Raw genomic sequence first — 21,955 nt, 5'->3', positions numbered from 1 at the left:
ACCAGCAGGCCGGCGACCGCCAGCGCGCCGCCGGGCGTCGGCGCGGCGAATGCGGCGATCAGTCCGGCCAGCGCGAACAGGCCCTTGGCGACCGGCGATGCCGGCTGCCAGCGGCTGCCGCAGGCTGCGCGTTCAAGATGCATCGTCATCCTTGTCGGCGCCGCGCCGGAACTTTTCGCGGGTGACCGACACCCCGAGCCAATAACCGATGATGCCGGCGCCCAGCGCCGCCTGCAGCGCGAACAGCAGCGACTCCACCTCCTTGCCGGGCGGCGTCAGGATGGACTCGAACCAGGGTTGGTAATCCGGGGCGAGTTGACCGATGGCCTGCTGGCCTTGCGTGTCGGAGCCGCCGAACAGCTCGGTGTCCGAGGCGGAATCCCGCACCAGCCACAAGGGAAGCGCCGTGAGCAGTGCGACGGCCAGCAGCAACAGGACGGTGTGCCGCTTCATGCGTCGGCCTCGCGGCGGGGTTGGCGCAGCATCTGCAGTTCCTGGGCATTGAAGCGGCGCAGGGCGTTGAAGATCAGCACCGTGAGCAGTCCTTCGCTGATCGCCAGCGGAATCTGGGTGAGCGCGAAAATGCCGGAAAACTTGGCGAAGGCGGCACCAAAACCGCCGATCGGGTCGGGGAAGGCGAAAGCCAGCTGGCCGGCGGTGGTGACGTAGGTCATCAGGTCGGCAAGGCAGGCGGCGAGAAAGACGCCGACGTTGCAGGAGGCACGGCAGGCCGTGGCCAGCCGGAAGACGCCGGCGGCGACGAAGGGGCCGACCACGGTCAGCGAGAAGAGATTGGCGCCCAGCGTCGTCAGGCCGCCATGGGCCAGCAGCAGGGCCTGGAACAGCAGGACGACAAAGCCGATCGGCGCCATCGCCGCCGGTCCGAACAGGATGGCACCCAGCCCGACGCCGGTCGGGTGCGACGAACTGCCGGTCAGCGACGGCAGTTTCAGGGCGGAAAGAATGAAGGAAAAGGCCGCCGCGACGCCGAGCAGCATGCGCAGTTCCGGGTGCTCACGCAGCCGGCGATTGACCGAGTGGATGCCGTAGGCGACGAAAGGCGCCGCCGCAAGGCTCCAGCCCACGGCGTGCTCGACCGGCAAAAAACCTTCCATGATGTGCATGATTCATCCCGCAGCAGACATCAAAATATGCCAATCGGGGCAAGGTGGATGCGGGACGGAGGGCTGGGCACATCCGGAACGGATATGCAACGGCAAGCCAACAGAACCTTTCCCTGTACCCCGGAGAAATGGCACGACATGGTTTCAGGCCGGTCTTCTGGCTTGCCTTCAAGCTTCTCCACCGGCCTTCCCATGCGATGCGCACAGTGGCGTGGGGTGGAGTCGTCAGGCTTACAGCAGCGGGGGCTGCGCCGGACTGCCTGCTTGCGCAGAGTCACCGGCTTCCCGTTTCACCTGCCTCGCGGCTGCGAGGTCAGGCACCTAAAACTGGGGCGATTCTACTCTGAAATTTCCCGGGGGATAAAGCAGTTTGTCATGCTTGCGCCCAGCTCGGCTCCCGGGGCGGCGGCTCAATGCCGGGCGTAGATCGAGGTCTTGCCGTCCTTTTTTACCAGCAGGGTTTCGTAGAATTCGCGCCGTACGCGAGGCGCGGCGGCACTGTCCTTTTCCAGCACGGTGCAGGCCGTTTCGCAGGTCGGGCTCGAGAATTCGCGGCCGGGCGCGCCGAGCGGCAGGCCGGGTACCGCCAGGCCGAGTGCCTTTGGTTTTTCGCCGAGCAGTTCCTTGATCTGGTCGGCGTGGACGTGACCTTCGATGAAGTAGCCAGCGACCAGGCCGGTCGGTATGGCCTCCAGGTCGCGGGGTACTTTGAGACGGCGTTTGACGGCCTCCATGTCGTCCGTCTGCGTCACTTTCACGGTGAAGCCGTTCTGGCGCAGATGCTCGGCCCATTCGATGCAGGCTAGGCAGACCGTCGGCGTGTAGACTTCGATGACCGGCAGGGGCTGGGCGGCGGTGGCCTGGGTGCAGAGCAGTGCCAGCAGCAGGGCGAGGCGCTTCAGCATGGCTTGCCTGCCTTGCAGCCCTTCAGTACCCACAGGGAAATGATGCCGGCGGTCTCGTCGGCCTTGACCTTGCGCGCCATCGAGCCCGCATCGCGACCGTTGTCGGTCTTGGCCAGCGGGTCGGCGCCGGCTTCGAGCAGCAGTTGGGTGTGCACCGTGCGGCTGCCGTAGGCCGCCATGTGCAATGGCGTGGCGCCGTCGTTGTCGCGGGCGTTGGGGTCCGCTTTGGCGGCGATCAGCACCTTGAGCGCGCTGGTGTCCGGATTCATCGCTGCCAGATGCAACGGCGTCGAGCCGAGTTCGGTGCGCACGTCGCGTTGCCTGGGGTCGGCCTTGAGCAGTTTGCCGACTTCCTCGCCGGTGCCGGTCCGCGCCGCATCGTGGATCGGCCGGTCATGGCTGGTGGGCTGGCCGACGGCCGGCAGGCTGACGAACAGCGCGAACAGGACGGTAAGCAGTTTTTTCATGGGCGTGGCACTTTGTCGATGAGAGCATTGTTCCGGTAGTCTATTGGACAATCCTTGATTTGTCGCAGTTTCGTTATTTCCTAATATAATGATTTCATTGGTTAATCTGGCAGTATTGGAGAGGTGAACATGGGCAATATTGTGCGTCACCTGCTCATCGAAGGGCGGGTACAAGGTGTCGGTTATCGTTGGTCGATGTCCGAACAGGCGCGGGTCCTGGGGGTCAATGGCTGGGTTCGCAATCTCGGTAGCGGCGATGTCGAGGCCATGCTGGCCGGCGACGAGGGGGCGGTCCTCAAACTGATGGCCTGGGCGCAGCGCGGTCCCGCCCAGGCACGCGTCGAACGGATCAATGTATCCCTCGGGAGCGGCGATTTCACGGATTTCACGCAACTGCCCAGCGCCTGAACGACGGCCCGGCGGCGATCCGCTTAAACCGCCTTGCGGCGCAGCAAGTGATTGACGATGAAGGTGAGGACCGTTTCGTTGCGCTGATTGACGGCGTGATATTTCAGGCGGGCAATGCCGCGATCCGGCTTCGAGCTGGACGGGCGCACCTCCAGCACCTCGATTTCGCTGTGCAGCGTATCGCCTGGCCGTACCGGCGCCAGCCAGCGCAATTCGTCGATTCCCGGCGAACCCATGCTCGACTCGGCCAGAATGCCGGACTGGATGAACAGCCGGAAGCAGATCGCCAGGCTCTGGAAGCCGCTGGCGATCAAGCCGCCGTACGGCGAATTGGCCGCCGCAGTGGCGTCGAGATGGAAAGCCTGCGGGTCGTAGCGCCAGGCGAAGTCGATGATCTCGGCTTCGGTCAGTGTCAGGCCGGGCGAGATAAAGCGCTGGCCGGGGGGCAGGTCGTCGAGGGTGCGGGTATCCATGCGGGCTCCTGTGTGATGCCTACGGGTTGATGCATTGCGCCACGGCGGTCTCGCCCCGGCTGCCGCAGGGCGTGGTCACTCCGGGGGCGGGATGGGGTGTGCCGTCGGTGTCGATGTGGGCGGCAAGAGTCTCCCAGTGCAGTACGCCTTCGCGGTCGATATGCACGCGCAGCAGCCAGCCGCGGCGGCCGTTTTCGTAGTCGAAACCGTCAAAGACGAAGTTGCCGAGACTGTAGACGATGGGCTTGCCACGGTAGATTTCGGCACCTTGGGTGACGTGCGGGTGGCTTCCGACGACCAGGCTGGCGCCTTCGTCGATCATGCGGCGGGCGAACTCCCGCTGGCGCGCGTCCGGCTGCGTGTTCTTTTCCCAGCCCCAGTGCATGAAGGGAATGACATGGTCGGCGCCGGCCGCCCTGGCGGCGCGGATGTCGGCGATCACCTGTTCATCCTCGCTCCAGGCGATACCCGGCGTTTGCGGACCGGCTTCGAAACGGCGGGGCTTGTATTCGTTGTAGCCGAGGACGGCGATCTTCAGCCCCTTCTTGTCGATCCACAACGGGCTGTGGGCTTCGGTCAGGTCGCGGCCGCCGCCGAAGCGGGCGATGCCGGCGGCATCGAGATGCTGTGTGGTTTCGACGAAGGCGGCCTGGCCGTAGTCGCCGGAATGGTTGTTGGCGAGCGAAACGGCATCGAAGCGGCCCTTGAGTACCTTCAGGGTCTGCGGCGTGGCGCGGAAGGACCAGATTTTCGAGGGCTGCGCCTCTCCGCCATCGGCGACGGCGCATTCGAGGTTGCCGATGCGGTAATCGGCCGCTTCCAGGATGGAGGCGAAATGGGCGAGCGGGTCGCCGCCGGCGGCGATGACGCGACCGGGTCCGTCGGCGAGCATGACGTCGCCGGCGAAGATGAGGGTCAGCGGTTCGGCCTGGGCGGTGGCCAGCCAGCAGGCGGCGAGTGCGGCGGTCAGGTGGATGCGCTTCATTGGGGGGCTGTTTCGCGGAGTTCGCACCAGTATTGCAATTCGCTTTCGCGCTTGGGTTCGTAGACGCGTTGCAGGCCGGTGAAGCCGTAGCGTTCCTGATTGCGCAGCGGATAGGGGTGGCTGGCGTGTTGCAGCGGGATGGGTGCTTCGCCGAGGTCGGCGTGGGTGTAGAGGTTGATGCGGGCTAGATCGGCCGGTTCGTGCACGAAGACGATGCGGAACTGGAAGAAGGAGCCGATGGCGGTCGGCTCGCCGATGTAGGGCGCGTTGCCGGGCGGCGCTTCGACGATCTGCGTTTCGCCGCCATAGGTCAGGTGGCAGGCGACGGTCTGGGCATGGAGCATGGGCGACATGACGAACGCCATGGCGGCTGCAAAGCGGCGCATGGGTTAGCGCGACTTTGCGGTGACGGGTTTGAGGATGATGCTGACCGGCACCGGCTGACCATCCTCGAGCGGGGAATAAATCTTGTCGCTGATGAAGCGCAGCTTGCCCCGGTGTTCGATGCGGGCGCTGACGGAGAGGCGGCTCCTCTTGCCGATCAGGTCGCGGTCGATGGTGGCCGAGAACGGGATGGGAACCTGTGCGCCGTTCAGTTCGTAGCGCTGTTCCACGAGGACGCGCGCCGGTGCATCGGCACGGGCGATGTCCTGAATCCGGATGGTGAGGATGGCGTCGGGCGGCAGGGCGATTCGCGCCAGGTAGCTGACCGTGCCGCCGATTTCGAGGAAGCTGCTGTCGGCTGCGGGCGCAGTTGCAGCGGCCGGCGAGGACGGTGGAACGGCGCCGCGCGTGCAGCGGCGCAAATTGCCCTTGCCGTCCTCGAGCACGACGTCATCGCCCTTGCTGTGCAGGCGGATTTCGCCCCGGCGGTACAGCACGCCGGAAGCGGTGGGTACTTGCGGCAGAGCTACCGCCTCGTCGGCGAAATGCAGGGTGGCGACCGGGCGGCCTTCCGCATCGGCGGTAAAGCTGATTTCCAGGCGACTTCCGTTGTCGCAGGCGTAGGGCAGGCGGTTTTCGGCAGCGTGGGCGGAGAACGCGGCGAGCAGTAGCAGCAGGGTAGAAGTTTTCATGCGTGGTCGAGTTCGGGCAGCGTTGTCCAACGGCCTTCGATGAGGCCTTCGATCGGTCGGAAGGCGGATTTGTAGGCCATTTTGCGGCTTTCGGCAATCCAGTAGCCGAGGTACAGGTAGGGCAGGCCGAGGGCCTTGGTCTGGGCAGCCTGCCAGAGGATGTTGTAGGTGCCGAAGCTGGCCGCCGGGACATCCGGGTCGTAGAAGGTATAGACGGAGGACAGTCCGTCGTCGAGTACATCGATCAGGCTGACCATGCGCAGCGCCTGTTCGTCGCGGAATTCGATCAGTCGCGTGTCGACGCGGCTCTGCAGCAGGAACTGGGCGTACTGTTCGTGGCTGTCCTCGTCCATGCCGCCGCCCGGATGCCGGGATTGCTGGTAGCGGTTGTAGAGCGCGTAGTGCTCCTCGAGATACGTCAACGGCAATTCGCGCGCCCGCAGGTCGGCGTGGCGCTTCATGGCCCGGCGTTGGCTGCGGTTGGGCTCGAGGTCGGCGACCGGCAGGCGGACCGGAACGCAGGCACGGCAATGATCGCAATGCGGACGGTAAGTGAAGATGCCGCTACGCCGGAAGCCGGCGCGAACGAGCGAGCTGTAGATTTCGCCGTCGATCAGGTGGGCGGGGGTGGCGACTTGCGAACGGGCTTCGCGGTCTGGCAGGTAACTGCACGGGTAGGGCGATGTTGCGTAGTACAGCAGCAACGAAAAGGGCAGTTCGGCGTCGTCGGGCTGGGACATGACTATTGTTCGGCGTTCCAGACAGAACGCGGGCTGCCCGTGGCGACGAGTACGGCAAGCTTGTGCAGGAAGTCCTGGCGCGGAATCTCGCGGCCGCCGAGCGAGGCAAGGTGATCGGTGTACATCTGGCAGTCAATCATCCCGAATTGGTTGGCAACAAGATAACGCACTAGATGGACAAAGGCGACCTTCGATGCGTCGGTCCGCTGGGAGAACATCGACTCGCCGTAGAACATGCGGCCGATAGCCAGCCCGTACAGGCCGCCGACCAGGTTGTCTCCCTCGTAGGCTTCGACCGAATGTGCCCAGCCAAGTTCGTGCAGGCGGACATAGGCCGCGAACATGTCGTCGTTGATCCAGGTGCCGTTCTGTCCGCGACGCGGTGTTCTGGCGCATTGCGCGATGACCGCGCAAAAATTGCTGTCGAAGCGGACCGTGAAACGCCGGCGCCGAACGACCTTGTCAAGCGAGCGGGTCAGGCGGAACGCTTCCGGAAAGAGCACCATGCGGGGGTCGGGGCTGTACCACAAGGGATGCCCTTCGAGCGTTCCCCACGGGAATATGCCATGCCGGTAGGCGTCGAGTATCCGTTCGGGGGCCAGGCTGCCGCCGATGGCGAGCAGGCCGTCCATGTCCTGGCGTGCCGATTCGACGGGCGGGAAGGTGTCGAATGGGCCGAGGAACGGGATCACGCGTGATCGTGATGCGTCTGTTTCTTGAAGGCGATCACGTGATCCGCGTCGAGGCGGATGCCGATCTTTTCGCCCAGGGCATGATTGTGGTGCGAGGGAACCAGCGACAGAACCTCGGCACCGCTGGCCAGGCGCAGGGTGTAGAGAATGTCGGCGCCGCGGAATGCCTTGTGCAGCACTTCGGCCTGCAAGGGGCTGCGGTCGTCGTGAACCACGTCGTCGGGCCTGAGTAGCACATCGACATCGCAGCCGTCGGCGCAGTTGGCGCAGGTCTCGCTGCATTCGACCGGAATGTCGGAAACCAGCTTGCCGAGTTCCATCTCGACATTGGTGCCGCCGGCAACGACGCCGGGCAGCAGGACGCCCTGGCCGATGAAGTCGGCGACGAAGCGGTTGGATGGCCGGTGGTAGAGGTTGTAGGGCACGTCCCATTGCTGGATGCGGCCTTCGTACATGATGCCGATCTCGTCGGCCATGGCGAAGGCTTCGTGCTGGTCGTGGGTGACCATGATCGCCGTCGAACCCTCGCGTTTGAGAATTTCGCGCACCTCGACCGACAGGCGTTCGCGCAGGCCGACATCGAGATTGGAGAAGGGTTCGTCGAGCAGGATCAGGTTGGGGCGGGGGGCCAGCGCGCGGGCCAGTGCGACCCGCTGTTGCTGACCGCCGGAGAGTTCGTGCGGGTATTTGTTTCCCTGGCCATGCAGGCCGACCGTGGCGAGCAGCTGGCGGACGCGCAGGTGGGCGTCTTCGGCCGGCTTGCGGCCCAGCCCGAAGGCGACATTCTGTTCGACGGTCAGGTGCGGAAACAGGGCGTAGTCCTGAAAGACCATGCCGATTCGCCGTTTCTCCGGCGGGGTGGATTGGCCTGCCTGGCTGACCACCTCGCCGTGCAGCCGGATTTCGCCATCGGCAATTTCCTCGAACCCCGCGATGCAGCGCAGCAGGGTCGTCTTGCCGCAGCCCGACGGACCAAGCAGGCAGGCGATGCGCCCGGCTTCGAGATGGAAGTCGACGCCATCGACCACAGTGTGAGCGCCATAGCGCTGAACGACGCCATTTAGTTCAAGTTGAGCCATAGCGGTCGATTATAATTCGCATTCACAAACATGCGCACCGCCTCTTACTCTCCCCTGCTGATTGTCGGCCTCGTGGTCGCCCTGCTGGCCGGCTTGCCGGTTGCCAGCGTGGGGCTCAACCTGTTTGCCGGTGGAACGAGCGAAACGTGGGCACACCTTTCGTCGACGGTATTGCCGGAATACATCGTCAATTCGTTGTGGCTCTGCGTGGGTGTCGGCCTTGGTGTCGGGACCTTGGGCGTGACGACCGCCTGGCTGACGGCGATGCACGAATTTCCGGGGCGGCGTTTTTTCGAGTGGGCGCTGGTTCTGCCACTTGCCGTGCCGGCCTACGTGATGGCTTACGTATATACCGATTTCCTGCAGTTTGTCGGGCCGGTACAGACTTTCTTGCGCGAAACCTTCGGTTGGGAACACGGCGATTACTGGTTCCCGGACATCCGTACCTTGCCCGGCGCGATGCTGATGTTCATCTGCGTGCTCTACCCCTATGTTTATCTGCTGGCGCGGACCGCTTTCCTCGAGCGGGCCAGCGGCATGCTGGAGGCGGCCCGTACGCTGGGCATGGGGCCATGGCGCGCCTTCTTCTCGGTATCGCTGCCGCTGGCGCGTCCGGCCATCGTCGCCGGCGTGGCCCTGGCACTGATGGAGACGCTGGCCGACTACGGAACGGTTGCCTACTTCGCGGTCAATACCTTCACGACCGGGATCTATCGGGCCTGGTTCTCGCTGGGTGATCGCATTGCCGCCGCGCAACTGGCGGCCATGCTGCTGGCCTTCGTGCTCTTTTTGCTGATGGCCGAGCGGATTTCGCGGGGGCGCGCGCGCTATCACAATACGACGGGCCGCAATCGCCCGATGGCTGGGGCCCGCTTGCGAGGGGTTTCCGCCGGTCTGGCGGTCGTGGGCTGCGCCTTGCCGCTGTTGCTGGGTTTCCTGGTGCCGGCCGGGCTGCTGCTCAAGATGGCCGTGACCGAGGGGGACGCCCAGTTCGGCGAGCGTTTCCTGATGTTGTCGCGCAATAGTTTCGTGCTGGCCGGGGCGACGGCGGCCATCGGCGTTTTGCTGGCCTTGCTGCTCGCCTATGGTGCCCGTCTTTCCAAAGGTACGCTGGCGACAGGCTTGAATCGCCTGGTTGGGCTGGGATATGCCGTACCCGGCGCGGTGATTGCCGTCGGGGTGCTGATCCCGGTCACCCGCCTCGATAACTGGCTGGCCGGCCAATGGCAGGCATGGTTCGGCCATAACCCCGGCTTGCTGCTGACCGGCGGCATCGCTGCGCTGATTTACGCCTATCTCGTCCGTTTTCTGGCGGTGGCCCTGCATACGGTGGAGTCGAGCCTGGGCAAGATCACGCCGAACATGGACGATGCGGCGCGCAGCCTTGGCTTGGGGCAGGGCGGGACGATGCGCCGCGTGCATGTGCCGATGCTGCGCGGCAGCCTGCTGACGGCGGGTCTGCTGGTCTTCGTCGATGTGATGAAGGAATTGCCGGCAACGCTGGTGATGCGACCCTTCAACTTTGATACCTTGGCGACCCAGGCTTATACGCTGGCTTCCGACGAGCGGCTGGCCGAAGCGTCGACGGCTGCCCTGGCGATTGTCATGGTTGGGTTGCTGCCGTTGATCGCACTGTCACGGCAGATAACGGCGGCGCGTCGCGCTTAGCGGGGAGAGGTGCCCACGGTTGGCGCCGTTGCACCTATTTGGGGATGGTCGGCGTTTCCCATGGAATGGGCGGGATTTCCTCGACATCCAGAAACATCAGGTCGGCAGAAATTGCGTTGGTTTCAGTGCCGAAGGCGTCGACCGCTTCCGGAGCTGAGTTTCCCGGTGTTTGAAAAGAAAGCTTGCTGGGCGTGAACTCGATCAGATTGTCGGCCGGCGTGTCGGGCAGCGCGGGTACGACGGCTTCTCCGGGTAGGGGAGCGCTCTTGATGCCAAGCACTTCCTGCGGAATGGTCTGGCCGGGTGGAAGGCAAGCTCCTTCCTGGATCAGCGTGGCGGCGATTTCGTGATGTCCGCGTCTCAGGGCCAGGCGGAGCGGAGCGCTGGCACCGTCGGCCGCGCTGGCGTTCGGATCGGCGCCGCGGGTCAGCAACTCCCGCACGATCGCCAGGTTGCCTTCGAAGCAAGCCGTGCGCAACGGCAGGCCGCCATGTCCATGAACATCGACCTCTTCGAGGTCGGCGCCATCCTCCAGTGCAACGACAACGCCGCTCAGGCGAGCGGCGCGTATGGCACTGATCAGTTTGCTCGGGGGAAGTGCTTTTTCTGTCATCAATCAAACGCCTGTGAGGAGCGAGATTGTAGGGAATTCCCCGGAGCTTGACGAGGTCTTACTTGAAGCCGGCGCGATCGAAAATGATCTGGGCCTTGGCTTGATACATCGCCAGGTTCTTGATCGGAAGTTTGTCAGCCTTGAACTTGCCCAGCGACTCGAGAGCCGGATTGGCGATCTTGACGCTTTCCACGACCGGCCATTCATTGTTGCCGTCGGCAAAATAACGTTGTGCCTGATCGGACGCCAGGTATTCGAGGAATTTGACGGCAGCTGCCTTGTTTGGCGCGTTTTTCAGCATGCCACCACCGGAAACGTTGATGTGGGCGCCGTTTCCATTCTGGTCAGGCCAGACGATGCCGACCTTTTCCATCAGTTTGGTTTCTTCCGGCTTGGTCGAGCGCAGCAGGCGGGCCACATAATAGGTGTTCGAGATGGTTACGCCGCACTCACCGGCAGCGACCGACTTGATCTGGTCGGTATCGCCACCCTTGGGTGCGCGGGCGAAGTTGGCGACCATGCCGCGGGCCACTTCCTCGGCCTTGGCTTCCCCCTGATGAGCAATGATCGATGCCATCAGCGACAGGTTATAGGGGTGCGAGCCGGAGCGCGAACAGAGCTTGCCCTTCAGCTTCGGGTTGGCCAGATCGGCGTAATTCTGGACGTCTTCCGCCTTGAGTTGGGTTTTGTTGAAAACGATGACGCGGGCACGCGTCGAAAAGGCAAACCAGTCGTCGGTACGGAGGTGGGAGGGAATACGGGTTTCCAGCGTTTTGGAAGCAACCGGGGCGAACAGGCCCAGTTCGTGGGCCTTGGCCAGGCGGGCCGCATCGACGGTCAGGAAGATATCGGCCGGGCTGTTGGCGCCTTCGTTCTTGAGGCGCTCCAGCAGTTCGTCTTCCTTGCCTTCGATCCGATTGATCTTGATGCCGGTTTGTTGCGTGAAGTTGCTGTAGAGCGCCTCATCAGTCTGGTAGTGGCGGGCGGAATACAGGTTGAGGACTTTTTCCTCGGCCATGGCGGCATTCATCAGTGACAGAACGGCGGCGGCAGCTAGACCGAATTTCAGTTTCATCGAGCAACTCCAGTGTGGTTCGGAAATCCTGTCAGTTTACCGTCAGGAAATAAAAGTGTAAATGAGAATGGTTATCGAAATGTGGTGTAAAAAAAGCGGCTGCTTGGCCGCTTGATCGATCAGTTTCCTTCGAGAATTCGCCGGGCACCGTTGTAACGCTGAACCCAGTAGCTGCTGTCCATGCTTTCGACGCGGACTTCGGCGCCGGTGCGGGGAGCGTGCATGAAGTGATTGTCGCCGAGGTAGATGCCGACATGCGAGAAAGTGCGGCGCATGGTGTTGAAGAACACCAGATCGCCGGGTTTCAGTTGGCTGGCGTCGATTTGCTGGCCGACTTCGCTCATTTCCTTGGCGGTGCGCGGTAACGAGGCGCCGATGCTGTCCTTGAAGACGAGGCGGACAAAGCCGCTGCAATCGAGGCCGCTGTCTTCATTGTTGCCACCAAGGCGGTAGCGGACGCCTACCAGCTTCAAACCTTGCAGAATGACATCCTGTGCGGCGTTGGTGTAACGTTCCAGAAACGACGGTTGTTCATCCCTGCGGATTTGCTCGGCAGCGGTGGACGCCCCGATTCCGCTAATGAATAGCGAAGTCGACAGAAGCAGGGAGGCCAGTACTTTATGCATAGCCCTGAAATGTATTTGAAAAACCGGGCACTGTAAAGGCGCTGAAAAAAATCGAGGGGTACGACTATGTTCATACTCCATAATTATGAATACAATTTATTTTCCAAGGAATGGGAAGAGCAATGGATTCTTTCAAGGCACTATTGATTGAGGAGCGCGACGGGAAGGTCTGCAACGGTTTCGTCCGGATGAACGAAAACCAGCTGGATGCCGGTGAAGTGACGATCCGCGTGGCTTACTCGAGCATCAATTACAAGGATGCCCTGGCGGCGACCGGTGCCGGCAAGATCATTCGTCGTTTTCCGTGTGTCGGCGGCATCGATTTGTCGGGAACGGTGATCGCCAGCAGCGATGTGCGCTTCAAGGCCGGCGATCCGGTGATCGCCACCAGTTTCGACATCGGTGTGGCTCATCATGGCGGCTATGCCGAGGTGGCCCGCGTTCCGGGCGACTGGGTGGTTCCCCTGCCGGCCGGGTTGTCATTGTATGACGCCATGGCGCTGGGGACGGCCGGGTTTACCGCCGCCCTCGGCATTGTCCGCATGGAGGAAAACGGCCTCCGTCCGGAAAAAGGGCCGGTCATCGTGACCGGTGCCACCGGTGGCGTTGGCAGCCTGGCGGTCGATATGCTGGCCAAAGTCGGCTACCACGTCGTTGCCTTGACCGGGAAGGAAAGTGAAAAGAGCTACCTGCTCGGTCTGGGTGCTGCGGAAGTGCTGATGCGCCAGAGCCTGGATCTCTCGAAGATTCGCCCCTTGGACCGTGGGCGCTGGGCGGGGGCGGTAGATAATCTGGGTGGTGACGTGCTGGCGTGGATCGCCAGCACCATGGAGCAGGGCGGGACCATTGCCAGTATTGGCCTGGCGGCCAGCCATGCGCTGAACACGACGGTCATGCCTTTTATCCTGCGCGGAGTTTCCTTGCTCGGTGTCGATTCCGGCTATATCCGCGAGCCGTATCGCAGCGGGGTCTGGCAACGCCTGGCGACCGACTTGCGCCCGCCGCATCTCGAGGAGATGTCGCGCCGGATTCCCTTTGACGACTTGCCTGCCATGTTCGACGAGTACATCGCCGGGCGGGCCAAGGGCCGCGTTGTCGTGGATATCGCAGGAGGCTGATGTGGCCGATCTGCCGCACATCCTGATCGTCGATGATTCGCGGGTGGTCAGGGTGTCGCTCATCCATCACCTGAAGGCGCATTATGAGGTCAGGGAGGAAAGTGACGGCGAGGCAGCATGGCAAACCCTGGTGGTCGATCATTCGATCAAGGCGGTGATTTCCGATTTGCAAATGCCCAAGCTGAACGGTTACGAGTTGCTTGAGCGTCTGCGGACATCAAGGCTCAGGCGTCTTCAGCAGTTGCCTTTCATCCTGGTTTCCGGTGAGGAAACGGAGGAGGAGCGTCTCAAGGCCAAGGAACTGGGGGTTTCGGATTTCGTGACCAAGGGGGCGGGCGGCGCAGAACTGCTGACCCGCTTGAATAACTTGCTTAACCTGACCCGCGCTCAGGAAAACCTTGAGGCTGATCGCGAGCGCCTAGTTCAGGATCCGGTGAGCGGATTGTTTACACGTAAATATCTGGAAATGCAGATGGCCCAGGCGCTGTCGCACGCCACCCGGCACGGGGTTGACGTCAGTGCGATGGTCCTCGGTTTCGACGATTTCGATGGCCTTAGCCAGCGTTTTGGATTGCAGGTGGCCGAAGAGATTTGCAATCGCTTCGCCAAGATGCTGGCCGGCAAGATGCGGCACGAAGACAGTCTGGGTCATTTCGGCCAGGGGCAGTTCGCCATCGTGTCGCCGGGTACCGCCCCGGCATTTTGTGCCACGTTTGCCGAGCGCGTGCGCGAGGCGGTTGAAATGGCCAAGCTGACGATCAGTGGAGAAACCGTTGCGCTGACCGTGAGTATCGGTCTGGCCAGCGTGCCGACTGACGCACTTTCTTCGGCTGCGGCTCTGCTCGATCTGGCTGGCGAGCGCATGCACCGGGCGATGGGTGATGGTGGAAACCGTACCGAGTCGGGCGGGGTTCTGCCTGCGACGCGTCCGATCTCGATCAACCATGCCTTGGAGTTGCTGGCAGCTAACCGGATTGAGCCGGTGATACCGCATCTGCCTGCGCTGGGCGAAAGGTTGATGCCGTTGTTGCGGCTGATCGACAAGGAATTGGGCTTGACTCTGCCGCTGGCAGAGATCGAACGCCTTTTGAGCGAACGGAAATCTCACAAAAATTAGTCCGTTCGGTATTTTGCAGTGCAGGAAAACTTTTTTAGAGGGACTTTATGGCGACGTACAAGGAGTTTCACCAGTATTCCATCGAAAAGCCGAACGAGTTCTGGACCGAACAGGCCCAGCTCATCGACTGGAAAGAACCGTTCACCCAGGTGTGCGATTATTCCCGCCCGCCGTTTGCCAAGTGGTTCGTTGGTGGCAAGACCAACCTTTGCTACAACGCGATCGACCGCCACGCTGCCAAGCGTCCGAACGACCGCGCCCTGATCTACATCTCGACCGAAACGGACGAGGAGAAGGTCTATTCCTTCGCCGAACTGCAGCGCGAAGTCGAGCGCATGGCAGCCATTTACAAGAGCCTCGGCGTCAAGAAGGGCGACCGCGTCCTGATCTACATGCCGATGATTGCCCAGGCTGCCTTCGCGATTTTCGCAGCAACCCGCATCGGTGCCATTCACTCGGTGGTGTTCGGCGGCTTCGCCTCGGGCTCGCTGGCGACCCGCATCGACGATGCCAAGCCGACCCTGATCGTTTCGTCCGATGCCGGCATGCGCGGCGGCAAGGCCGTTCCGTACAAGCACCTGCTCGACGAAGCCATCGAGATCGCCGAGCACAAGCCGGCCAAGGTCCTGATGATCGACCGCGGCCTGGACAAGGGCTTCAACAAGGTCGAAGGTCGCGATGTCGACTACGCCACCCTGCGCGCCCAGAACATGGATGCCAAGGTCGAGTGCGAATGGCTGGAATCTTCCGAGCCGTCCTACATCCTGTACACCTCGGGCACGACCGGCAAGCCGAAGGGCGTGCAGCGCGACACCGGGGGCTATGCCGTGGCGCTGGCTTCGTCGATGAAGCACATCTACTGCGGCGGCGAAGGCGAAACCTACTTCTCCACCTCCGATATCGGCTGGGTGGTCGGTCACTCGTACATCATCTATGGCCCGCTGATCGCCGGCATGGCCACGATCATGTACGAAGGCACGCCGTTGCGCCCTGATCCGGGCATCTGGTGGCAGATCGTCGAGAAGTACAAGGTCAACGTCATGTTCTCGGCACCGACTGCGGCCCGCGTGCTGAAGAAGCAGGACCCGGCCTACATGCACAAGTACGATCTGTCCTCTCTGAAGCATATCTTCATGGCCGGCGAGCCGCTGGATCAGCCGACGCACGAATGGTTCCAGAGCGAACTGCAGAAGCCGGTCATCGACAACTACTGGCAGACCGAAACCGGCTGGCCGATGCTGGCCGCGCTGCATGGTGTGGAAAAGACCCCGATCAAGTTCGGTTCGCCGTCCTTCCCGGTCTATGGTTACAACCTGCAGATTTTCCGTGAAGACGGTTCGATCTGCGGCGCCAACGAAAAAGGCATCGCTGCCGTGGTGCCGCCGCTGCCGCCGGGCTGCCTGTCCACCGTCTGGGGGCAGGACGACCGTTTCGTCAGCACCTATTTCACGCTGTTCAAGGAGCCGCTGGTCTATTCCTCCTACGATTGGGCGATCAAGGACGAAGATGGTTACTTCACCATCCTCGGTCGTACCGATGACGTGATCAACGTCGCCGGTCACCGCCTCGGCACCCGTGAAATCGAGGAAGCGATCCAGAACCATCCGGCGGTTGCCGAAGTCGCTGTGGTCGGTGTCGAGGACAAGCTGAAGGGACAGATGCCGATGGCCTTTGCCGTCGTCAAGGATGCTTCCAAGGTCGCCACGCCGGAACTGGTCAAGGCGCTGGAGAAGGAAGTGTTCGCCACGGTCGATGGCATCCTTGGTGCCATTGCGCGTCCGGCCCGGGTGCACTTCGTAACCGGCCTGCCGAAGACCCGTTCGGGCAAGATGCTGCGCCGGTCGCTGCAGGCGCTGGCCGAAGGCCGCGATCCGGGCGATCTGACCACCATCGAGGATCCGTCTACGCTCGAGCAGATCCGGAACGCCCTGGCCAGCTGAGTTTTACTGCACGCGTTCGGAAAAGCCTGCCGATGAAAGTCGGCAGGCTTTTTTTATTGCAGAGCGGTAAGAATGGCACTCCGCCGCGGGTGGTAGAATCCCCGCCAATCCAAGCAACCTGCCGCTTTCTCCGATGATTTACGAAACCGTCGCTGCCGTCGATCTGGGTTCAAACAGTTTCCGCTTGCAAGTCGGGCGCGTGGTCGATGACCAGATTTATACCCTGGATTCGATGAAGGAGCCGGTTCGCCTGGCTTCCGGGTTGATGCCCGACAAGCGCCTGGATGCAGCCTCGCAGGCCCGGGCTCTGGATGGTTTGCGCCGTTTCGGCGAGCGCTTGCGCGGTCTGGATGGCGGTGCGGTGCGCGCCGTGGCGACCAATACGCTGCGCGTTGCCAAGAATGCAGTCGAGTTTCTGCCGCTGGCCGAGGAGGCGCTGGGTTTCCCGATCGAAATCATCGCCGGGCGTGAGGAGGCGCGGCTGATCTATATCGGTGCTTCGCATTCCATGCCGTCGGCGCCGCACAAGCGGCTGGTCATCGACATCGGTGGTGGATCGACCGAGTTCATCATCGGCAAGCGGTACGAACCGCAGCTGATGGAATCGCTGTACATGGGCTGTGTCAGCTACACCCTGCGTTTCTTTCCGGATCGCCGGATCGACAAGAAGCGTCTGCGGGAAGCCCAGGTGGCGGCGGCCAAGGAAATCGAACTGATCGCCCATGACTACCAGCGCATGGGGTGGAAAGAGGCCGTCGGTTCCTCGGGGTCGGCGCGCGCAATTGCCGATGTGCTCGAGCTCAACGGGCTCAATCCGAATGGCGAGAGCGGCATTACCCGGGTCGGGCTGGACCGGCTCTGTGCGCTGCTCATCAAGGCCGGATCGGCGGAAGCGCTCGACCTCCCTGGTATCAAGGGCGACCGTCTACCTGTGTTTCCGGGTGGCGTGGCCATCATGTCGGCCATTTTCGAAGAACTGGGCATCGAGCGGATGACCTATGCCGACGGTGCGTTGCGTCTCGGCGTTCTGTATGACCTGCTCGGGCGCTTCCATCATCACGACATGCGGGATGCGACAGTGAAGCAGTTCCGCCGTCGCTACCAGGTCGAAGGCGATCAGGTCGAGCGGGTCGAGGCTACCGCCTTGTCGGCTCTGGCCCAGAGCACCAATGGCGCTCCCGCGGAGCAGGATGCCCAGTTCCTGACCTGGGCTTGCCGCTTGCACGAAATTGGCATTTCGGTGGCGCATAACGCCTATCACAAGCACGGTGCCTACATCCTGACCTATGCCGACATGCCGGGGTTCTCGAAAAAGGATCAGGCGCGGCTTGCCATGCTGGTGCTGGGGCACCGCGGCAAGTTGGATAAGCTGGGTGGCATCCCCGCTTCGGACAGCGCCTGGAACCTGATCTTTGCCTTGCGGCTCGCCGTACTCCTGCATCGCACGCGCGATGACCGTCCTCTGCCGGCCTGGCGTGTCGAACGTACGCCCGGCGGTTACCTGATCGATCTGCCCGCCGACTGGCTGGCGGCCAATCCCTGGACGGCGGCGGCATTTGGCGAGGAAGCGGCGGTCTGGAAGGCGATGGGCCGGGAGTACGTCCTGAAATCCAAGCCGGCGAGGAAATCCGCGTGAACGACCGCCCCAGCTTGCACGTCGAGCCGGGGAAGGTGGTGCTGTCCGGCGCATGGACATTAGCGGAGATGCTGCCACGGTTGGCCGAGTTGCAGGCAGGCCTGGCGGCGGCGACCGACGGCAATCGGCAATGGGATTTGTCGGCGCTGACCCGTCTGGACAGTGCCGCTGCCGTGTTGCTGTGGCGTGCCTGGCAAGCGACGTGGCCGGTATCCTTGGAAATCGGCGACATGCACCGGCGCATCGTCGAGCGGGTAGCCGAACTGCCTCAGGAAATGCCGCCGCCTCCGGTTGCGCGCGTGCACTTGCCGGAATTCATCGGGCGTTACTTGCTCAAGGCAGCAGCCAACCTGCGCGGCATGATCGCCTTGTTCGGGCAGTTGATTCTCGATACATTTTTCCTGCTCAGGCATCCGCGGGATATTCCCTGGCGCGAGTTTACCGCCAACGTCTACAAGGCCGGCGCGCTAGCCTTGCCGGTTACCGCGCTGGTCGGTTTCCTGATCGGGGTGACCATCAGCTACCTGTCCGCCCTGCAGTTGAAGAGCTTTGGCGCTGACCTGTTCATTGTGAATATCCTGGGCATTTCGATCATCCGCGAACTCGGTCCGGTACTGGTTGCCGTGCTCGTCGCCGGGCGCTCCGGCTCGGCAATGACGGCCCAGATCGGCGTGATGCGGGTGACCGAGGAAATCGATGCGTTGTCGACCATGGGTATTTCGCGGAGCATTCGCGTCGTGCTGCCCAAAATCGTCGGGCTGACGGTCGCCATGCCTTTGCTGGTGCTGTGGACGTCGGCGGTTGCCATGTTTGGCGGCATGCTGGCGGCGCTGCTGCAACTGGACTTGTCGCTGGTTTATTTTCTTGAGAACCTGCCGCGCGTCGTGCCGGTCAGCAATCTCTACATCGGGCTGGGCAAGGGCTTCGTGTTCGGCTTTGTCATCGCGCTCGTCGCCTGTTATTTCGGCTTGCACGTCAAACCCAATACCGAGAGTCTTTCCGCTAACACGACGAGTGCCGTGGTCACGGCGATTACAACGGTCATATTGGTCGACGCCATTTTTGCTGTCTTTACCCGACAGGTCGGTGTGCCGCACCTATGAGCCGGCAGACGGTCATCGAACTGGATGGGGTGTGCACGCGCTTTGGCGGCAACACGGTTCATCGCGACCTTGATTTGTGCGTCAAGGAGGGGCAGATCGTTGGCCTGCTCGGGGGCTCGGGAAGTGGAAAGACAACCTTGCTGCGCGAGATTCTCGGCTTGCACCGGCCGGATGCGGGTGTTGTCCGTTTGTTTGGCGTCGATTTAAACGATCCGGATATTCGTGTTCAGCGCAATATCCGCCGGCGTCTGGGCATGCTTTTCCAGCATGGCGCCTTGTTCTCGGCCTTGTCGGTGTACGACAACATTGCCTTTCCCTTGCGCGAGCTGCGTTGTCTCGACGAGGACTGGATTCGCCGCCTGGTGCATCTCAAGCTGGCCATGGTCGGTCTGGGGGTATCCCATGGCAAGTTGATGCCGGCCGAGCTTTCCGGCGGCATGGTGAAGCGTGTTGCGCTGGCACGCGCGCTGGCGCTTGAGCCGGAATTGCTATTGCTCGACGAACCGACGGCCGGGCTCGATCCGGATCGAAGCCAGAATTTTGTCGAGCTGATCGGGGAACTGCAGCGCGAACTGGGTCTGACGGTGGTCATGGTCACGCACGATCTGAATACCTTGGCCGGTCTGGCCAGCCATGTCGCCATCCTGGCCGATCGTCGCATCATCGCCTACGGCACGCGCAGCGAGATCATGACCATCGATCATCCCTTCGTGACCGGCTTTTTTGGCGCAGACCGCCGGAAGCTGCTTTAATTACGAGCAATGGAAAACAAGTCACATGCCTTCGCCGCCGGACTCTTCGCCCTGCTACTGGGGCTTGCGGCCATCGTCGCGCTCTATTGGCTGGGCGGGAGTCGTGACGAGACACACGACTTTATCGTCGTCACCAAGCAGAACATCGGTGGCCTCAATCCACAGGCCCAGGTTCGATACCGCGGCATCCGGGTCGGCAAGGTCAGCGATATCCGCCTCGATCCCGACGATTACAGCAATATCCTGGTCACTATCTCGATCAACGACAATGTACCGCTGACCGCCGGCACGGTCGCCAAGCTGAATTACCAGGGGGTGACCGGGCTGGCGCATATCCTGTTGCTGGAAACCGGCAAGGACAATACGCCGCTCGAACCCAATGACGAATCGCCGCCGCGTATCGCCATGATTCCGTCGCTGTTCGACGAACTGGGCGAGACCGGGGCGGCAACCCTGAAGCAGGCCAAGGCCCTGATGCAGAGCGCCAATTCCGTCCTCAACGAGGAAAACCGGGCGCATCTGACGGCAACACTGGCCAATCTGGAAGGCGCTTCGGCCAATTTGAAGCCGGCATTGGAAAACCTGAATGCCAGCCTGGTGCAGGTCAAAAAGGTCCTCGATGACCGCAATATCAGGCATTTCTCGCAAGCAGCCGGCGAGGTTGGGCCGCTGTTGGCCGATACGCGGCTGCTGATCGGCAAGATGCAGGCGGCGACGGACAAGCTGGATGTCGCCATCGGCGATGCATCGGCCGGCGGCACCTCGGCGCTGATGCCCCGCTTGAATGAGCTGGCCCAGGATTTCTCGCTGACCTCGCGGCAATTGAGCCGGGTCCTGCGCATACTTGAGGATACGCCGCAGGGACTGGTCTTTGGCGCACCTTCGCAGTCACCCGGGCCCGGTGAGGCCGGTTTCAATCCGGCGGGAGGGCAGTGAGATGAAAAAACTGCTCGGATTGTTCTGCTGTCTGCTACTTGCCGGCTGCTTCACTATCGGAAAACGGGGGGGCGATGCACCGTTGGCGATCTATGATTTCGGGCCGTCTCCTGCCGAAGCGTTGCTAGCCCAGCGTCGGGTGCCCCTGGCGCTGGAGGTTAGGGCGCCGTTGTGGTTCGATACGATGGGGATCGACTATCGTTTGGCCTATATCGATGCGGCGCGCTTGCGCGAATATGCCAAGGCTCGCTGGGCCGGCCCGCCGGCCCAGATGCTGCAGCAACGCCTGTCGCAACAACTGCGCCTTTCGCCGTCCGGGCAGGGGCAGGCGCGTTGCCTGCTGCGCGTCGAGATTACCGAGTTCAGTCAGATCTTTTCGGCGCCGACGGCCAGTCGGGGGGTTGTGCAGGGGCGGGTTGTATTGCTTGACCGGTCGCGCCACCAGGTTGCCGAATTGCCGGTCAATCTTGAAAAAACGGCAGTGACGCAGGATGCCCGGGGTGGCGTGACAGCCCTGACCGAGGCGGTCGATCAACTGGCGACCGACCTTAGATCGTGGGAAGGGCTGCTGGCCGACAAGCCGCAGACTGGCGCCTGTTTTGGCTAGCTGGAAACGATTCGTTCGGCAATCCGCTGCTTAAGGTCCGACAGGTTGTCGTCGAAATGCGTGTAGTGCATCAGCGACAAACCGAACACACAGGCGTAAAGCAGCAGGCTGCGGCTCTTGGCCTCGGCATCGCTCATGCCGGCATTGACGAAGAGCTTGCGGGTGCATTCGAGCCGGTAGAGGTCGACTTCCTCGACGACGGCCGCCGCCTTGGCGTCATGCCGTGCCCAGTCGCGCACTGCCAGTTCGATCGACATGCCTTTCCGGTTGCGGTTCGCACCATAAACCTCGATGACGTAATGCAACTGGTCGCGCGGGTCGCCCTGCATCATCGCCGTCGTCTTCTCGATATCCCGGATACGGCCTTCTTTCCAGCGGGCAAGGACGGCATCGAGCAGGGCCTGGCGGTCCTTGAAGTGCCAATAAAAGCTGCCCTTGGTGACGCCGCAATGCTTGGCGAGCACCTCGACGCGCAAACCGGTAACCCCTTCCCGGGCGAAGACATCGATCGCCGCATCTACCCAGGCAGCAGGGTCGAGTTGTGTGCGTGGCTCGGTGCCGGTGCGACGGGCGCGAGTTGGTGGTTTAATGGCGGTGGACTTGACAGGTTTGTTTTCCATACGCTACCGTATGCTTTTCCATACGACACAGTATGGTCATTGTGCTGATTGAGTCAACGTCTGTCAAACAGGCGATGCAGGTTATACAAAATCTAACCGAGTAAAAGGAGAAGGCTTGTGAAGATTCTGGTTCCCGTGAAACGGGTTATTGACTACAACGTGAAGGTTCGGGTGAAGGCGGACGGGTCGGGTGTT

Annotated in this window: 25 protein-coding genes, 1 pseudogene and 1 riboswitch; of the genes and pseudogenes, 11 read left to right on the top strand and 15 right to left on the bottom strand. The window is 62.2% G+C overall.

Features of this window, described 5'->3' with window-relative positions; all coding sequences use genetic code 11:
- Positions 1-132: 132 nt before the first annotated feature.
- The 4 genes from F1002_RS20525 to F1002_RS20510 form a co-directional block, all read right to left on the bottom strand.
- A complete protein-coding gene (locus tag F1002_RS20525; RefSeq protein ID WP_150430913.1) occupies positions 133-453 on the bottom strand; it encodes an energy-coupling factor ABC transporter substrate-binding protein in 321 nt (106 codons plus the stop codon).
- Complete coding sequence (locus tag F1002_RS20520) at positions 450-1,124, bottom strand: energy-coupling factor ABC transporter permease (protein WP_150430912.1); 675 nt, start codon at positions 1,122-1,124, stop codon at positions 450-452. Before F1002_RS20520 ends, F1002_RS20525 begins: the two co-directional genes overlap by 4 nt.
- Positions 1,125-1,253: 129 nt before the next feature.
- A riboswitch (cobalamin riboswitch) is annotated at positions 1,254-1,464 on the bottom strand.
- 70 nt (positions 1,465-1,534) lie between these two features.
- The gene (locus F1002_RS20515; protein WP_150430911.1) at positions 1,535-2,029 is read right to left on the bottom strand and encodes a DUF411 domain-containing protein; all 495 of its coding nucleotides are present in this window, start codon (positions 2,027-2,029) and stop codon (positions 1,535-1,537) included.
- Positions 2,023-2,496 (bottom strand): ankyrin repeat domain-containing protein, encoded by a 474-nt coding sequence (locus F1002_RS20510; protein WP_150430910.1) that lies wholly within the window; start codon positions 2,494-2,496, stop codon positions 2,023-2,025. Before F1002_RS20510 ends, F1002_RS20515 begins: the two co-directional genes overlap by 7 nt.
- A 129-nt stretch (positions 2,497-2,625) precedes the next feature.
- On the opposite strand from F1002_RS20510, the gene F1002_RS20505 reads away from it, so the two are divergent.
- A complete protein-coding gene (locus tag F1002_RS20505; RefSeq protein WP_150430909.1) occupies positions 2,626-2,904 on the top strand; it encodes an acylphosphatase in 279 nt (92 codons plus the stop codon).
- A 23-nt stretch (positions 2,905-2,927) separates the two neighbouring features.
- Here F1002_RS20505 and F1002_RS20500 read toward each other — a convergent pair whose 3' ends face one another.
- From F1002_RS20500 to F1002_RS20470, 7 genes are read right to left on the bottom strand one after another with little or no spacing between them, the layout of a single operon-like run.
- Positions 2,928-3,377: a MaoC family dehydratase gene (locus F1002_RS20500; protein ID WP_150430908.1), complete on the bottom strand. Its 450-nt coding sequence runs from the start codon at positions 3,375-3,377 to the stop codon at positions 2,928-2,930.
- A gap of 19 nt (positions 3,378-3,396) precedes the next feature.
- Positions 3,397-4,362, bottom strand: coding sequence for a CapA family protein (locus F1002_RS20495; RefSeq protein WP_150430907.1), 966 nt, complete (start codon positions 4,360-4,362; stop codon positions 3,397-3,399).
- The gene (locus tag F1002_RS20490; protein ID WP_150430906.1) at positions 4,359-4,748 is read right to left on the bottom strand and encodes a hypothetical protein; all 390 of its coding nucleotides are present in this window, start codon (positions 4,746-4,748) and stop codon (positions 4,359-4,361) included. Before F1002_RS20490 ends, F1002_RS20495 begins: the two co-directional genes overlap by 4 nt.
- 3 nt (positions 4,749-4,751) lie before the next feature.
- Positions 4,752-5,438, bottom strand: a complete 687-nt coding sequence (locus tag F1002_RS20485) for a YbaY family lipoprotein (RefSeq protein WP_150430905.1) — start codon at positions 5,436-5,438, stop codon at positions 4,752-4,754.
- Positions 5,435-6,178 (bottom strand): arginyltransferase, encoded by a 744-nt coding sequence (locus F1002_RS20480; protein ID WP_150430904.1) that lies wholly within the window; start codon positions 6,176-6,178, stop codon positions 5,435-5,437. The genes F1002_RS20485 and F1002_RS20480 overlap by 4 nt, the downstream gene beginning before the upstream one ends.
- Positions 6,179-6,180: 2 nt before the next feature.
- The gene (gene aat / locus F1002_RS20475; protein WP_150430903.1) at positions 6,181-6,870 is read right to left on the bottom strand and encodes a leucyl/phenylalanyl-tRNA--protein transferase; all 690 of its coding nucleotides are present in this window, start codon (positions 6,868-6,870) and stop codon (positions 6,181-6,183) included.
- Complete coding sequence (locus F1002_RS20470) at positions 6,867-7,949, bottom strand: ABC transporter ATP-binding protein (RefSeq protein WP_150430902.1); 1,083 nt, start codon at positions 7,947-7,949, stop codon at positions 6,867-6,869. The genes aat and F1002_RS20470 overlap by 4 nt, the downstream gene beginning before the upstream one ends.
- A 30-nt stretch (positions 7,950-7,979) precedes the next feature.
- Between F1002_RS20470 and F1002_RS20465 the strand changes: the two genes are divergently transcribed.
- The gene (locus tag F1002_RS20465; RefSeq protein WP_150430901.1) at positions 7,980-9,617 is read left to right on the top strand and encodes an iron ABC transporter permease; all 1,638 of its coding nucleotides are present in this window, start codon (positions 7,980-7,982) and stop codon (positions 9,615-9,617) included.
- A 34-nt stretch (positions 9,618-9,651) separates the two neighbouring features.
- On the opposite strand, the gene F1002_RS21100 is transcribed toward F1002_RS20465, so the two are convergent.
- The 3 genes from F1002_RS21100 to F1002_RS20450 all read right to left on the bottom strand — a co-directional run bounded on the left by F1002_RS21100 (position 9,652) and on the right by F1002_RS20450 (position 11,931).
- Positions 9,652-10,230 (bottom strand): ankyrin repeat domain-containing protein, encoded by a 579-nt coding sequence (locus F1002_RS21100; protein WP_191090492.1) that lies wholly within the window; start codon positions 10,228-10,230, stop codon positions 9,652-9,654.
- Positions 10,231-10,288: 58 nt separating this feature from the next.
- Entirely contained in the window at positions 10,289-11,260 is a 972-nt protein-coding gene (locus tag F1002_RS20455) for a Fe(3+) ABC transporter substrate-binding protein (RefSeq protein ID WP_370452216.1), read from the bottom strand.
- Between the two features lie 164 nt (positions 11,261-11,424).
- Complete coding sequence (locus F1002_RS20450; protein WP_150430898.1) at positions 11,425-11,931, bottom strand: C40 family peptidase; 507 nt, start codon at positions 11,929-11,931, stop codon at positions 11,425-11,427.
- A gap of 122 nt (positions 11,932-12,053) precedes the next feature.
- On the opposite strand from F1002_RS20450, the gene F1002_RS20445 reads away from it, so the two are divergent.
- The 8 genes from F1002_RS20445 (at position 12,054) to F1002_RS20410 (ending at position 21,140) form a co-directional block, all read left to right on the top strand.
- Positions 12,054-13,049, top strand: a complete 996-nt coding sequence (locus tag F1002_RS20445; protein ID WP_150430897.1) for an oxidoreductase — start codon at positions 12,054-12,056, stop codon at positions 13,047-13,049.
- Between the two features lies 1 nt (position 13,050).
- A complete protein-coding gene (locus F1002_RS20440) occupies positions 13,051-14,166 on the top strand; it encodes a diguanylate cyclase (protein ID WP_191090491.1) in 1,116 nt (371 codons plus the stop codon).
- A 47-nt stretch (positions 14,167-14,213) separates the two neighbouring features.
- On the top strand, positions 14,214-16,106 hold the full coding sequence (locus tag F1002_RS20435; protein ID WP_150430895.1) for a propionate--CoA ligase: 1,893 nt from the start codon (positions 14,214-14,216) through the stop codon (positions 16,104-16,106).
- Between the two features lie 133 nt (positions 16,107-16,239).
- Positions 16,240-17,742 carry an exopolyphosphatase gene (ppx, locus tag F1002_RS20430; RefSeq protein WP_150430894.1) on the top strand — a complete coding sequence of 501 codons (1,503 nt, stop codon included), beginning with the start codon at positions 16,240-16,242 and terminating at the stop codon, positions 17,740-17,742.
- Positions 17,739-18,845, top strand: a complete 1,107-nt coding sequence (locus tag F1002_RS20425; protein WP_223879713.1) for an ABC transporter permease — start codon at positions 17,739-17,741, stop codon at positions 18,843-18,845. Before ppx ends, F1002_RS20425 begins: the two co-directional genes overlap by 4 nt.
- A complete protein-coding gene (locus tag F1002_RS20420) occupies positions 18,842-19,597 on the top strand; it encodes an ABC transporter ATP-binding protein (protein WP_150430893.1) in 756 nt (251 codons plus the stop codon). The genes F1002_RS20425 and F1002_RS20420 overlap by 4 nt, the downstream gene beginning before the upstream one ends.
- Positions 19,598-19,606: 9 nt before the next feature.
- Complete coding sequence (locus F1002_RS20415; protein WP_150430892.1) at positions 19,607-20,533, top strand: MlaD family protein; 927 nt, start codon at positions 19,607-19,609, stop codon at positions 20,531-20,533.
- A gap of 1 nt (position 20,534) precedes the next feature.
- Complete coding sequence (locus F1002_RS20410) at positions 20,535-21,140, top strand: ABC-type transport auxiliary lipoprotein family protein (protein WP_150430891.1); 606 nt, start codon at positions 20,535-20,537, stop codon at positions 21,138-21,140.
- Here the strand turns inward: F1002_RS20410 and F1002_RS20405 are convergent.
- A complete protein-coding gene (locus F1002_RS20405) occupies positions 21,137-21,760 on the bottom strand; it encodes a TetR/AcrR family transcriptional regulator (protein WP_150430890.1) in 624 nt (207 codons plus the stop codon). The genes F1002_RS20410 and F1002_RS20405 overlap by 4 nt on opposite strands.
- Positions 21,761-21,877: 117 nt before the next feature.
- Between F1002_RS20405 and F1002_RS20400 the strand changes: the two are divergent.
- Positions 21,878-21,955, top strand: a pseudogene (locus F1002_RS20400) (electron transfer flavoprotein subunit beta/FixA family protein); the annotation flags it as partial.

The sequence above is a fragment of the Dechloromonas sp. CZR5 genome, from assembly GCF_008711155.1.
GTDB lineage: Bacteria > Pseudomonadota > Gammaproteobacteria > Burkholderiales > Rhodocyclaceae > Azonexus.
This window is presented reverse-complemented; position numbering and strand designations above follow the sequence as displayed.

Coding starts and splice junctions, on each gene's coding strand:
- F1002_RS20480 (WP_150430904.1), bottom strand. CDS start 6,178: ATGTCCCAGCCCGACGACGCCGAACTGCCCTTTTCGTTGCTGCTGTAC.
- F1002_RS20405 (WP_150430890.1), bottom strand. CDS start 21,760: ATGGAAAACAAACCTGTCAAGTCCACCGCCATTAAACCACCAACTCGC.
- ppx (WP_150430894.1), top strand. CDS start 16,240: ATGATTTACGAAACCGTCGCTGCCGTCGATCTGGGTTCAAACAGTTTC.
- F1002_RS20470 (WP_150430902.1), bottom strand. CDS start 7,949: ATGGCTCAACTTGAACTAAATGGCGTCGTTCAGCGCTATGGCGCTCAC.
- F1002_RS20515 (WP_150430911.1), bottom strand. CDS start 2,029: ATGCTGAAGCGCCTCGCCCTGCTGCTGGCACTGCTCTGCACCCAGGCC.
- F1002_RS20420 (WP_150430893.1), top strand. CDS start 18,842: ATGAGCCGGCAGACGGTCATCGAACTGGATGGGGTGTGCACGCGCTTT.
- F1002_RS20450 (WP_150430898.1), bottom strand. CDS start 11,931: ATGCATAAAGTACTGGCCTCCCTGCTTCTGTCGACTTCGCTATTCATT.
- F1002_RS20495 (WP_150430907.1), bottom strand. CDS start 4,362: ATGAAGCGCATCCACCTGACCGCCGCACTCGCCGCCTGCTGGCTGGCC.
- F1002_RS20445 (WP_150430897.1), top strand. CDS start 12,054: ATGGATTCTTTCAAGGCACTATTGATTGAGGAGCGCGACGGGAAGGTC.
- F1002_RS21100 (WP_191090492.1), bottom strand. CDS start 10,230: ATGACAGAAAAAGCACTTCCCCCGAGCAAACTGATCAGTGCCATACGC.
- F1002_RS20415 (WP_150430892.1), top strand. CDS start 19,607: ATGGAAAACAAGTCACATGCCTTCGCCGCCGGACTCTTCGCCCTGCTA.
- F1002_RS20490 (WP_150430906.1), bottom strand. CDS start 4,748: ATGCGCCGCTTTGCAGCCGCCATGGCGTTCGTCATGTCGCCCATGCTC.
- F1002_RS20435 (WP_150430895.1), top strand. CDS start 14,214: ATGGCGACGTACAAGGAGTTTCACCAGTATTCCATCGAAAAGCCGAAC.
- F1002_RS20500 (WP_150430908.1), bottom strand. CDS start 3,377: ATGGATACCCGCACCCTCGACGACCTGCCCCCCGGCCAGCGCTTTATC.
- F1002_RS20525 (WP_150430913.1), bottom strand. CDS start 453: ATGAAGCGGCACACCGTCCTGTTGCTGCTGGCCGTCGCACTGCTCACG.
- F1002_RS20410 (WP_150430891.1), top strand. CDS start 20,535: ATGAAAAAACTGCTCGGATTGTTCTGCTGTCTGCTACTTGCCGGCTGC.
- F1002_RS20455 (WP_370452216.1), bottom strand. CDS start 11,260: ATGAATGCCGCCATGGCCGAGGAAAAAGTCCTCAACCTGTATTCCGCC.
- F1002_RS20505 (WP_150430909.1), top strand. CDS start 2,626: ATGGGCAATATTGTGCGTCACCTGCTCATCGAAGGGCGGGTACAAGGT.
- F1002_RS20465 (WP_150430901.1), top strand. CDS start 7,980: ATGCGCACCGCCTCTTACTCTCCCCTGCTGATTGTCGGCCTCGTGGTC.
- F1002_RS20510 (WP_150430910.1), bottom strand. CDS start 2,496: ATGAAAAAACTGCTTACCGTCCTGTTCGCGCTGTTCGTCAGCCTGCCG.
- F1002_RS20520 (WP_150430912.1), bottom strand. CDS start 1,124: ATGCACATCATGGAAGGTTTTTTGCCGGTCGAGCACGCCGTGGGCTGG.
- F1002_RS20485 (WP_150430905.1), bottom strand. CDS start 5,438: ATGAAAACTTCTACCCTGCTGCTACTGCTCGCCGCGTTCTCCGCCCAC.